This is a genomic window from Janthinobacterium sp. 67 (genome assembly GCF_002797895.1).
Classification (GTDB): Bacteria; Pseudomonadota; Gammaproteobacteria; order Burkholderiales; family Burkholderiaceae_D; genus Janthinobacterium.
Genome location: NZ_PGES01000001.1, coordinates 1,659,760 through 1,671,367 on the forward strand (window position 1 = coordinate 1,659,760; position 11,608 = coordinate 1,671,367).

Consider the following 11,608-nt stretch of genomic DNA (forward strand, 5'->3'; position numbering starts at 1 on the left):
ATCGAAGGAATACCATGCCACCGCACCGCACACTCATCGTCTCCCTGGCCGCCTGCGCCTTGCTGGCCGGCGGCGCGCACGCCCAATACGTGGGACCGACGGCCGGCCCGGCCGCGCCCGCCAATGTGGCCGCCATCCTGAAAAATCCCGTCGACGACCAGGCCGTCGTGCTGCGCGGCCATTTGCTGCGCAAAGTGGGCAACGAGAAATACACCTTCTCCGACGGCACGGCGGAAATCCGCGTGGACATCGACGACAAGGTCTTCATGAACCGCAAGATCGACGCCAGGACCCGCGTGGAAATCCGTGGCGAAGTGGAAAAAGATTTCATGGAAAGCCCGGAAATCGACGTCGACGTGCTGACCGTCGTCCCGTAAGCTGCCTTGCCATCCCGCCGCCATGGCGGGATGGGCATCCCCCTCCTCTGTATGCCTTGCGCAAGCTTTTTTTCATTCCAGAAACTAGGCTTGTCAGAACAATCAATTTCGTCTAGCATCTTTTCATTCAAAGTCAGCCAGTGCCAGCGTCAGCCTGCCTGTCGACTCATCCATTCTGGGAGCTTTCCGGGTGCAAGATTTGCCTTCGATACGCTCAAGAATTTCATGGCTGGTGCTCGCCTGGGTCATTCCGACGGCACTCGTGTTTCTCCTGCTCGTGGCGCAAAGTTACACGCGCGAACGCGACCACGTCGTCAACGAAACGGCGCAGGCGGCGCGGGCCGTCGCCGCCGCCGTCGAACGCGACTTGAGCGGCGCCCAGATGGCCGCGCGCATCCTGGCCGCCTCGCCCGCCCTGCAAACCGACGACATCTGTGCCCTGCGCGCCCTGGCCGGCAGCCTGCTGCAGCCGGGCCTGGCCGTCAGCGCCTTCATCGTCTCCGACGCCAAGGGACGCCAGCTGGTCAATACCGCCCTGCCCGCCAGCCAGACGCCGCCACCGTTGCCGCAAAAATGGGCCGCCAGCATGGAGCGCACGCGCGAGGCCGGCAAGCCCCGGCTGACCAGCCTGCTCATGGCGCCGGACGAGGTGCCGCGGCTGGCCCTGAACCTGCCCTTGCCGCGTGACAAGGGTGCCGCCTATGTGCTGACGGCGCTGTACCCGTCCGACTACCTGCCCGTGCTGCTGCGCGAACTGCACCTGCCCGCCTACCTGGGCGCGGCCATCGTCAATGCCGACGGCATCAACGTGGCGCGCACCCTGGCGCCGCAGCGCTACGTGGGCCAGCGCACCGTGGCGCCCCTGCTCGAGCAGATACGCCAGGCGCGCGAAGGCGTGCTGCGCCATGCCACCCTGGAAGGCCTCGACGTGTATACGGGCTTTCGCCGCGCCCCCGACGACGCCTGGACGGCCGCCGTCACCATGCGCACCAGCACGGTGGCCGAAGCCCTGCTGGGTTCCGTCGTCACCGGCTCCCTGATCCTGGCGCTGCTGCTGGGCGCCGGCTTTGCCCTGGCCTGGCGCGTGGGCGGCCGCCTGGCCCGCACCTTGCAGGAATTGACGCAGCAGATACACGCGCTGGCGCAAGGCAAGCCCCTGCTGTCGCACCGGCATGCGGACCGCGAATCGGGCGACATGGCAGGCGCCCTGGGCGCGCTGGAACGCGACTTGCGCCGCCACCGCACGCAACTGGAAAGCCTGGTGGCCGAACGCACGCTGGCCCTGGAAAAATCCACGCGCCTGCTGGAAACCGTGTACGCGACGGCGCCCATCGGCATGCTGTTCGTGGACCTGGACTTGCGCATCGTCATGATCAACCACTACCTGGCCGCCATCAGCGGGGCCAGCGTGGCGCAGCATCTGGGCCGTCCCGTGGGCGCCATGCTGTGCGACGACGCCGTGCGCGCGGAGGTGGAACGCTGCGTGCGCCAGGTGCTGGAAACGGGAGCGCCCATCGTCGACCTGGAATTGCAAGGCCATGGCGGGCAGCCACGCGAACAGCTGAGCCACTGGATCGTCTCGTTTCACCCGATCTTCGGCCCCGAGCAGCAATTGCTGGGGGTGTCGGGCCTGTGGCTGGACATCAGCGAGCGCAAGCGCAGCGAAGCGGAGTTTCGCCGTTCGAAACATTTGTTCGGCACCATTATCGAAAACATCCCGGCCATGGTCTTCGTCAAGCGTGCCGACAAGCTGAGCTTTGAAATGATCAACCGCCACGCGGAACTGACCCTGGGGCGTTCGCGCGAGCAATTGCTGGGCAAGACGGACCACGATTTCTTCCCGCCGCAGCAGGCGTCCGCTTTTGTGAGCGCCGACCGCAAGCTGCTGGCCACGGGACAGATGGTGGAAATCGAACAGGAGGCGATCAACACGGCCGACGGCACGACGCGCCACTTCACCACGCGCAAGGTGGTGCTGCGCGACGATGCGGGACGCGCCAGCCACGTGCTGGGGGTGTCGATCGATATCACGGAACGCAAGCGCGCCACCGAGGTGCTGCACGCCACCACCTTGCGCCTGGAACAGAGCGAGCGCTTCATCCGCACCGTCACCGACAACCTGCCCGGCATGGTGTCGTACTGGGGCGCCGATCTGCGTTGCCGCTTCGCTAATAATTTCTACAATGAGTGGTTTGGCCGCAGCAGCGCCGAAATGGCCGGCATCCACATGAGCGAATTGCTGGGGCAGGAACTGTTCGACGTGTACGCGCCCCATGTCGAGGGCGTGCTGGCGGGCCGGCCGCAAAGCTTCGAGCGCGACCTGCCCGACCCGACGGGCCAGGTGTGCCACACGTGGACCAATTACATTCCCGACATCGACGACGGCGGCGGCGTGCGCGGCTTCTTCGTGCTGGCCTCGGACGTATCCGAGCTCAAGCGCACGGAATTGCGCCTGCACGAACTGAACGAGCAGATGGTGCGCGCGCGCGACAAGGCCGAGGCGGCCAGCACGGCGAAGAGCGAATTCGTCGCCAACATGAGCCATGAAATCCGCACGCCGATGAATGCCATCATCGGCCTGGCGCGCCTGCTGGAAGAGTCGCCGCTGGAACGGCGCGAGCGCAGCTATGTCGGCAAGATCCAGATGGCCACGCAGTCGCTGCTCAATATCGTCAACGACGTGCTCGATTTTTCCAAGATCGAGGCGGGACAGATGGTGCTGGAACAGCGCCGCTTCCAGCTCGAACGCATGCTGGGCAGCGTCGGCGTCTTGCTGGCCAGCAGCGCCTGGGCGCGCGGCGTGGAGCCCGTGTTCGTGCTGGGCCCCGGCGTGCCGGACGAACTGATCGGCGACGCCCTGCGCGTGGAACAGATCCTCATCAACCTCATGGGCAACGCCGTCAAGTTCACTTCGCATGGCGAAGTGGTGCTGTCCATCGCCATGCTGGCCGAGGATGCGGCCAGCGCGACGCTCGAGTTTTCCGTGCGCGACACGGGCATCGGCATCGGCGCGGCCGAGCAGGAACACATCTTCGACGCGTTTTCCCAGGGCGACAGCGGCACCAGCCGCAAATACGGCGGCACGGGACTGGGACTGGCCATCTGCCGGCGCATGGTGGAATTGATGGGCGGCAGACTCACCGTGAAAAGCACGCTGGGCGAGGGTTCCGACTTCCGCTTCCGCTGCCGCTTCGACAAGGTGGCGCCGCCGCCCGAGGCGCACGGCAAGGGCGCGTCCAGGGCGCTGTCGCTGCTGATCATCGACGACAACGCCAGCGTGCGCGCCATGCTCGAGAACTGGTGCGCGGCGCAGGGCTGGCACAGCCGCAGCGCCGACAGCGGCGCGGCCGGCCTGGCCCTGCTGCGCGCCCATGCCGGCGACGAACCGGCGGCCGATCTTGTGCTGCTGGACGCGGCCATGCCCGGCATGGACGGCATTTCCATGCTCACGGAGGCGCGCGCCGACGAACACCTGGCGCTGCCGCCCGTGATCATGCTGGTGGCCGACCAGGACAGCGAAAACCTCGAACGCCTGGCCGACAGCCTGATGCTGGCCGGCATCGTCTCGAAACCGGCCACGCCGGCACGCCTGCTGGCGGCCGTCACCGCCGTGCGGGATGGACGCAATGGCCGCAGCGCGCCATCCATGCTGCCCGTTTCCACACCCCTGTCGGGCTTGCTGGAAGGCATGCGCGTCCTGCTGGTGGAAGACAATGAAATCAACCAGGAAGTGGCGCAGTACATCCTGCTGCACTCGGGCGCGCGCGTGGCCGTGGCCACCAACGGCAGGCTGGCCGTCGACATGCTGGCGCACAGCCCGCAAGCGTGGGACGTGGTGCTGATGGATTTGCAGATGCCCGTCATGAACGGCTACGACGCCACCCTGGCCATCCGCGCGCTGGGCTTGCCGGACCTGCCCATCGTCGCCATGACGGCCAATGCCATGGACGAAGACCGCCTGCGCGCGATTGCCAGCGGCATGAATGCGCACGTGGCCAAGCCCATCGATGTCGACGACATGATCGAGACCCTGACCCGGCTGGTACCGGCGCCCCGTGGCCGCGGCAGCAGCGCCGCTGAGCCAGGCAGCGCCGCCACAGAGGTGCTGGAAGTGCCGGCTTCGATAGCCGGCATCGACCTGGCGGCGGCCCTGCACCGCTTCGGCGGCGATTATGGCGCCTTCCTGGCCCTGCTCAAACGCTTTGAAAATTCGCAGGGCGACGCCGTCGAGGAAACCCGGCGCCGCCTGGCCGCGGGCCAGGCGCGGGAGGCGGCGCAACTGCTGCACCGCGTCTGCGGCGTGGCCGCCAACCTGGGCGCCACGCACGTCGCCAGCCTCGCCGGCGAGGCGGAAAAGGCGCTGAAAACGGGGCAATCGCACGCCACGGCCGCCTTGCTGGGACAGCTGGAACGGGCGATGGCCGAAGTCATCGAAGCGGCGCGCACCCTGCCCTCGCCCCTGCGGCGCGGGCAGCCGGCCCAGGCCACGCCCGGCGGCGCACCGCTCGACCTGCATGGCGGACTGGCCGAGCTGCTCGTCCTGATCCGCAAGAATAACCTGAAGGCGCTGGCGCAATTCCACGCCCTGCAGCCCGCCCTACAACAATCAGACCGGGAAGCGGCCCTGGCGCTGGCAAACGCGATCGAGACGTTGAATTTTTCCGAAGCGGAAAAACTCGTGCTCGATCAGCTGAAACGAGAGGAAAACAAGTGAGCTGGACCAACCTTGCCATGAACGGGCGCATCCTCATCGTCGATGACGCCATGGAAAACATCCAGATCCTGCACCAGCTGCTGCGCGAGGAACACGACGTGCTGTTCGCCCTGAGCGGTGTGAAGGCGCTGGAAATTGCGCATAATCAACTGCCGGACCTGATCCTGCTCGACGCCGTCATGCCCGGCATGGATGGCTATGCCGTCTGCAACGCGCTGCGCGAATCGGCCATCCTCAGTGCCATCCCCGTCATCTTCGTCACGGCCCTGAACCAGCCCGAGGACGAAACGCGGGCGCTGGAAGCGGGCGCCGTCGATTTCATCACGAAACCGTTCAACGCGGCCGTCGTGCGGGCCCGCGTGCGCAGCCAGCTGACCATCAAGCGCCAGGCCGACGCCATGCGCGAACTGTCGCTGACGGACTCGCTGACGGGCGTGGCCAACCGGCGCAGCTTCAACGACACGATGGACAGCGAATGGCGGCGCTGCGCGCGCGACGGCGTGCCGATGGCCCTCATCATGGCCGATATCGACCACTTCAAGGATTACAACGACACGTATGGCCACCAGGCGGGCGACCTGTGCCTGCAGCAGGTGAGCGCCGCCCTGCGCCGCTGCGCCGTGCGCCCGCCCGACCTGCTGGCGCGCTACGGCGGCGAGGAATTCATCATCCTGCTGCCGCAGGAAACGCGCGACGGCGCCGAAGTCGTGGCCCAGCGCATCCTCGACGAAGTGCGCGCGCTGCAGATTCCCCACGCCAGATCGAGCGTCGGCCCGCACGTCACCGTCAGCCTGGGCATGGCCAGCGTCATGCCCACGGAAGGCATGGACCCCAGCGCCCTGATCCGCGCCGCCGACGCCCTGTTGTACCGCGCCAAGCATACGGGGCGGGACAGGTATTGCGCGTCGGAGGGGGAGTGAAGAGGTGGCGCGCCTGCGTCGGCTTACGCCCTGCGGGCTAAGCCGACCTACGCCGACCTACCCCAACCTACGCGGCGAGCCAGGCTTATCGCTCAGGGATAGCAGCGCATCAAAAACTCCGCCACGCACACGGGTTTGGTGTCGCCTTCCCTCTCCATGGTGACGGCCCAGTTCACTTGCGCGCCTTCCGGCAGGTCCTCGACGGACAGGATGTCGAGCCGCGCGCGCAAACGGCTGCCGACGGGTACGGGCGCGGGAAAGCGCACCTTATTCAGGCCATAGTTGATGGCCATGCGGATGCCGGCCATGTGCAGCGCTCCCTGCAACATGGCCGGCAGCAGCGATAACGTCAAAAAGCCGTGCGCCACGGTGCAGCCGTACGGCGACTCGCGCGCGCAGCGCTCCGCGTCGACGTGGATCCACTGGTGGTCGTCCGTGGCGTCGGCAAAGGTGTCGATGAGCTGCTGGGTGATGGTGAGCCAGTCGGAGACGGCCACGTGCTGCCCCGCCAGCGCCTGGAAACCGGCGATGCCGGCGATATCACGCATGCTGCTCTCCGGCAGGGCGGCGGCCGAACATGCCCATGCCTTCGACCGTGGTGACCACTTCGCCATGCTGGTTGCGCACGCTCCACACGGAAATGACGATGCCGCGGTCCGGCTTCGACGTGGACGGGCGCACTTCCTTGACCTGGTAGGTCAGCTGCAAGGTGTCGCCCGCGCGCACGGGTTTGAGCCAGCGGATACTGTCCAGGCCGGGCGAGCCCATGCTGGAGGAATGCTTGAGCAGATTGTCCACCACCAGGCGCATCATCATGCCGCAGGTATGCCAGCCGCTGGCGATGACGCCCTTGAAAATCGTCTTTTCCGCGGCCGCATGATCGACGTGGAACGGTTGCGGATCAAAATCCGTGGCGAAGGCAATGATTTCCTTTTCCGTTACGTGGCGCTGGCCCAGGTCGATTTCCAGGCCTTGCGTAAAATCTTCAAAATACCAGTGTTTCGGGGTGATGGCAGGCGATGCGGTCATGCGGTCTCCGTCGGCAAGAAGCCCGGCTGGGCGATAAAGCGCTCGATGTGATGGTCCACGTCGCCCAGGGTCAGGGCGATCATGGAGAGGCGCTTGAAATGGTGGGCGGCGGGCAATTCATCGGTGACGCCCATGCCGCCATGCAATTGCACGGCTTGCTGGCCGACAAAGGTGGCGGCCAGGCTCACCCGCGCCTTGGCGGCCGACACCGTGCGGCGGCGCTCGGCCACATCCTCGCTATCGGCCCTGGCGGCGGCCAGCATGGCCATCGAACGCGCCTGTTCCAGGTGAATGAACATGTCGGCCATGCGGTGCTGCAAGGCCTGGAACTTGCCGATCGGCGCGCCGAACTGCTGGCGCGTCTTCAGGTACTCGAGGGTGGCGGCAAAGATGGCATCCATGGCGCCCACGGCTTCCGCGCACAGCAGCGCGGCGCCATAGTCGAGAGCCGCGTCCAGCACGGGCCAGCCCTGCCCCGCCTGGCCGATCAGGGCGTCATGCCCCAGCACCACTTGCACGAGGGTCACGGTAGCGGCGCGCTGGCCGTCGATGGTGCGGTAGTCGCGCACGGTAACGCCGGGCGCATCGACAGGCACGAGGAACAGCGAAATGCCATCCGTATCGCTCTGGCCGCCATTGCTGCGCGCCGAGACGATCAAGGCGCCCGCCTGGGCGCCGTGGATGACGACGGTTTTCTCGCCGTCGAGCACGAAACCGTCTCCGCTGGCGGTGGCCGTGGTGGCGATATCGTGCATGTCGTGGCGCGACTGGCGTTCGCCCAGCGCGCAAGCCAGTTTCAGGCTGCCGCTGGCGACCTGTTCCAGTACCCCATCGTGGCCGCCCGCCAGGCTCAGGAAGCGCGCGCCCAGCACGGTGGCGAAATAGGGTTCGACCACCAGGCCACGGCCCAGTTCCTGCATCACCAGCAGCATGTCGACGGCCGTGCCGTCGAAGCCGCCCGCGCCGGCCGGCAGCGGCAAGGCCGTCATGCCCAGCTCGGCCAGGGTGGCCCAGGCAGAATCGGACGTACCCGTGGCCGAGTGGACGATCTGCTTGCGCGTTTCAAACGGGTAATCCTTGTCGACCCAGCGCCTGAGCGCATCGGCGAATTGCTGCTGTTCCTGATTAAATTGAAAGTCCATGTCGTCTCCTTCTGGCTTACAGGCCCAGGATCATCTGCGTGATGATGTTTTTCTGGATTTCATTCGAGCCGCCATAGATCGATGTCTTGCGGTAATTGAAGTAATACGCGGCCAGCGGCGCGGCCAGGTCGTCACCGCCAGCGCCGTGCGGCACGCTGCCATCAAGAAAATCCGGGTCGAACGGCAAGGCTTGCGGGCCGATGGCTTCAAGCATCAGCTCCGTCAGCTGCTGCTGCAGTTCCGAACCGCGCACTTTCAGCATCGACGCCTGCGGTCCCGGCCCCTTGCCCTCTTCGCTGATGACGCGCAAGACCGTCATTTCCAGCGCCATCAATTCGATTTCCAGAGTAGCGACTTTGGCGGCAAAGGCGGGATCGTGCAGCAGCGGCGCGCCGCGCTTGTTCTGCTGCATGGCCAGCTGCTTGAGGAAGGTCAGTTCGCGCTTGGAGCGGCCGACGGCGGCGATGCCCGTGCGTTCGTGGCCCAGCAGATACTTGGCGTAGGTCCAGCCCTTGTTTTCCTGGCCAACCAGGTTGCTGACCGGCACGCGCACATTGTCGAAGAAGACTTCGTTCACTTCATGCTCTTCATCGAGCATGATGATGGGGCGCACGGTGATGCCCGGCGTTTTCATGTCGATCAGCAAGAAACTGATGCCTTCCTGCTTGCGCACCGTGCTGTCCGTGCGCACCAGGCAAAAGATCATGTCCGCGTGCTGGCCCAGCGTCGTCCAGGTTTTCTGGCCATTGACGATGTAATGGTCGCCGTCGCGTTCGGCCGTGGTTTTCAGCGAGGCGAGGTCGGAGCCGGCGCCCGGCTCGGAATAGCCCTGGCACCACCAGTCGTCGCAATTCAGGATGCGCGGCAGATAATATGCTTTTTGTTCGGCGTTGGCGAAAGCCATGATGACGGGCGCCACCATGTTGACGCCGAATGGCAAAATCGGCGGCGTGGCGGCGCGCGCGCACTCGTCTTCCCAGATGTGGCGCTGCACGGACGTCCAGCCCGTGCCGCCATATTCGACGGGCCAGGCCGGCGCGGCCCAGCCTTGTTGCGCGACGATCTTGTGCCAGCGCACGTAGTCGTCGCGGTTCAGGCGCAAATGCCGGCGCACCTTGCGCTGCAAATCCTCAGGCAAATGGGTATCGAGGAAGGTGCGCACCGTGTCGCGGAAGGCGCTCTCCTCGGCCGTGTAATGCAAGTCCATGTCTGTCTCCTTGTTCTTATCGGTTGCCGTGATGACTGCACGCAAGGAAGCTCAGCGCACAAAAAAGCACGACCGTTCTCAAGGATTGTACAACAGATTGGGAGCGGCGCCAGGGGTTTTACAATGGCTGGCGCTGGGTGAATTGGCTGACTGCCGCCGTTGGCACGTCGCCTATGTGTGCGACAGAATATTGATGAGCTTGCCGAACGGGTCGCGCACGAAAAAGCGCCTGACGCCCCAAGGTTCATCGGTGAGCCCATATTCGATGGCAAAGCCTGCGGCGACCATGCGTTCAAAGGCGGTATCGACGTCATCGACTTCAATGGAAAGGTCGGGCACGGCAGTGTTCGAGCCGCCTTGCGTCGCAAAGCTCACTTGAACGCTCATCTCGGCTGGCGATCCATACGTCATGATCCAGCCGTGGTCCATCAACAGGCTCAGGCCCAGCACTTCCTCGTAAAACTTCCGCGCCAGGCCCAAATCCGACGCGGGGATGTTGGCAACGATACGCTTGACTTGCATGTTTTTTTTCTCCTTGCCAACGATTGAAACATTCAAAACGCGCCCTGACAAGCCCGCTCCTGTCAGTAATCACCCGTACAAATGCAGCAACACCTGCACGGCCACGATCTTGACGATGGTCATGCTGGGGAAAATCATCGCATAGCCGAGGTTCGGCCGGTCCGACTTGGCCAGGCGGTTGGCGAACACCAGCACGGCCGGGTTGCCCGTGGCGCCGGCCGCGATACCGAGCAATTCAGGAAACGGCAGGCGCAGGAAGACCTTGCCCAGGATGACGACGAGGGCCACCACCACCAGCACCGTCACGGCGCCCAGCGCCAGCATGGGCAAGCCGTCGGCGCCCACTTGCTGCACGAAAGGCAAGCCGGACGCCATGCCCACGGAAGCGAGGAATATCGTCAAGCCATAGTTGCGCATGACCAGGTTGGCCGACAGGGGCAGGCGCCAGCTGATCTTGCCGACTCGGCCCAGGCGGCCCAAAATCAGCGCCATCACGAGCGGCCCGCCGGCCAGGCCCAGGCTGAACGAGCCTATCCACGGCAAGGGGATAGGCACGAGGCCCAGCAGCACGCCCAGCACCATGCCCATGCCCAGCGACACATAGCTGAACTCGGCCGTGGCCGTGATGGAATTGCCGAACAGCTTGCGCACGTCGGCCGCATGTCTGGCCGGCGCGATGGCCATCACGCGATCGCCAAATTCCAGGGTCAGGAAGGGATGCGGCAAAATCATGGCGTCGCCGCGGCGGATGAAGGCGATCTGCAGGGGAAAATTCTTGGTCAGATTCAGCTCGCCCAGGGGCACGCCGACGATTTCCGCGTCCGACACGAACACTTCCGTGCCATCGAAATCGCTGCGGTCCTTCATCAGGCGGCCCGGGTCCAGGTGGCCCAGCGCCGTGCGCGCCGCTTCCACGCCCGCCACCGTGCCCGACACCATGAGCGCGTCGCCCACGCCCAGCACGAGGCTTGGGTCGGGCAAGCGGTTCTGGTGGCCCTGGCGCACGCCGATCACTTGCACGCCCGCCAGGGGGCCGTCGGCCAGCTCGGACAGGGTGGCGCCCGCCAATTTGGCTGCGTCGATGGTGATTTCGGAGACGACGATGGGCGCCGGCGGCGGCGTCAGTACGGGTTTCAAGATGCGCCCGGCCAGGTACAGGCCCAGCATGGGGCCGACGACGCCGAACGGATATGCGACGGCATAGCCGACGGCCGCGTCGCCATTGCCGTGCGACGCTTCCAGCGCCGCCTGCAGGGCGGCCGTGCTGGTCATGGCGCCGGCAAACACGCCGCTGGCCATGCGCAACGAGATATCGATCCACTGCCCGCCCCAGATGGACACGGCCAGGCCGCCCATGACGGCGACAAAGGCGATCAAATTGTGTTTCTGTCCCGCGCCGCGCAAGCCGGCGAAAAATTGCACGCCGTATTGCACGCCGATGCCATACAGGAACAGCAGCAGGCCGATGGAGCCGACCATGGGCGGCGGCACGGAACCGGGAGCAAAGGCGCCCAGCGCCAGCCCCGCGAACAGCACGCCGCCCACGCCCAGCGAAAAGCCGAACACGCTGATGCGCCCCAGCGCATAACCGGCGCCGATGACGAGAAACAGGGCGAGGATCGGCGTCGACTCCAGGGTATGGCGGAAAAGTTCAAGCATGGGGCAGCCTTATTCTGGGGAAGGCCCAGTTTAGCATG

At 65.5% G+C, this 11,608-nt stretch carries 9 protein-coding genes; 3 read left to right on the top strand and 6 right to left on the bottom strand.

Features of this window, described 5'->3' with window-relative positions:
- The first annotated feature begins 14 nt into the window (after positions 1-14).
- The 3 genes from CLU90_RS07465 (at position 15) to CLU90_RS07475 (ending at position 6,011) form a co-directional block, all read left to right on the top strand.
- Positions 15-377: a YgiW/YdeI family stress tolerance OB fold protein gene (locus tag CLU90_RS07465; RefSeq protein WP_100427575.1), complete on the top strand. Its 363-nt coding sequence runs from the start codon at positions 15-17 to the stop codon at positions 375-377.
- 262 nt (positions 378-639) lie between these two features.
- Positions 640-5,091: a PAS domain-containing protein gene (locus tag CLU90_RS07470; RefSeq protein ID WP_157808769.1), complete on the top strand. Its 4,452-nt coding sequence runs from the start codon at positions 640-642 to the stop codon at positions 5,089-5,091.
- Positions 5,088-6,011, top strand: a complete 924-nt coding sequence (locus tag CLU90_RS07475) for a diguanylate cyclase domain-containing protein (protein WP_092709629.1) — start codon at positions 5,088-5,090, stop codon at positions 6,009-6,011. The genes CLU90_RS07470 and CLU90_RS07475 overlap by 4 nt, the downstream gene beginning before the upstream one ends.
- A 92-nt stretch (positions 6,012-6,103) precedes the next feature.
- Here CLU90_RS07475 and CLU90_RS07480 read toward each other — a convergent pair whose 3' ends face one another.
- From CLU90_RS07480 to CLU90_RS07505, 6 genes are all read right to left on the bottom strand, one after another.
- Entirely contained in the window at positions 6,104-6,559 is a 456-nt protein-coding gene (locus CLU90_RS07480) for a MaoC family dehydratase (protein WP_100427577.1), read from the bottom strand.
- Positions 6,552-7,040, bottom strand: coding sequence for a MaoC family dehydratase (locus CLU90_RS07485; RefSeq protein WP_092709632.1), 489 nt, complete (start codon positions 7,038-7,040; stop codon positions 6,552-6,554). The genes CLU90_RS07480 and CLU90_RS07485 overlap by 8 nt, the downstream gene beginning before the upstream one ends.
- A complete protein-coding gene (locus tag CLU90_RS07490) occupies positions 7,037-8,182 on the bottom strand; it encodes an acyl-CoA dehydrogenase family protein (protein WP_100427578.1) in 1,146 nt (381 codons plus the stop codon). Before CLU90_RS07490 ends, CLU90_RS07485 begins: the two co-directional genes overlap by 4 nt.
- Positions 8,183-8,198: 16 nt before the next feature.
- A complete protein-coding gene (locus CLU90_RS07495) occupies positions 8,199-9,389 on the bottom strand; it encodes an acyl-CoA dehydrogenase family protein (RefSeq protein WP_100427579.1) in 1,191 nt (396 codons plus the stop codon).
- A gap of 171 nt (positions 9,390-9,560) precedes the next feature.
- Entirely contained in the window at positions 9,561-9,911 is a 351-nt protein-coding gene (locus CLU90_RS07500; RefSeq protein WP_100427580.1) for a VOC family protein, read from the bottom strand.
- Between the two features lie 69 nt (positions 9,912-9,980).
- Positions 9,981-11,570, bottom strand: coding sequence for an aspartate:alanine exchanger family transporter (locus CLU90_RS07505; protein WP_100427581.1), 1,590 nt, complete (start codon positions 11,568-11,570; stop codon positions 9,981-9,983).
- Positions 11,571-11,608 lie beyond the last annotated feature (38 nt).

Bases quoted from the DNA above. Each gene is read 5' to 3' on its own strand.
- CLU90_RS07465 (WP_100427575.1), top strand. From the start codon at position 15: ATGCCACCGCACCGCACACTCATCGTCTCCCTGGCCGCCTGCGCCTTG.
- CLU90_RS07480 (WP_100427577.1), bottom strand. From the start codon at position 6,559: ATGCGTGATATCGCCGGCATCGCCGGTTTCCAGGCGCTGGCGGGGCAG.
- CLU90_RS07485 (WP_092709632.1), bottom strand. From the start codon at position 7,040: ATGACCGCATCGCCTGCCATCACCCCGAAACACTGGTATTTTGAAGAT.
- CLU90_RS07490 (WP_100427578.1), bottom strand. From the start codon at position 8,182: ATGGACTTTCAATTTAATCAGGAACAGCAGCAATTCGCCGATGCGCTC.
- CLU90_RS07495 (WP_100427579.1), bottom strand. From the start codon at position 9,389: ATGGACTTGCATTACACGGCCGAGGAGAGCGCCTTCCGCGACACGGTG.
- CLU90_RS07500 (WP_100427580.1), bottom strand. From the start codon at position 9,911: ATGCAAGTCAAGCGTATCGTTGCCAACATCCCCGCGTCGGATTTGGGC.
- CLU90_RS07505 (WP_100427581.1), bottom strand. From the start codon at position 11,570: ATGCTTGAACTTTTCCGCCATACCCTGGAGTCGACGCCGATCCTCGCC.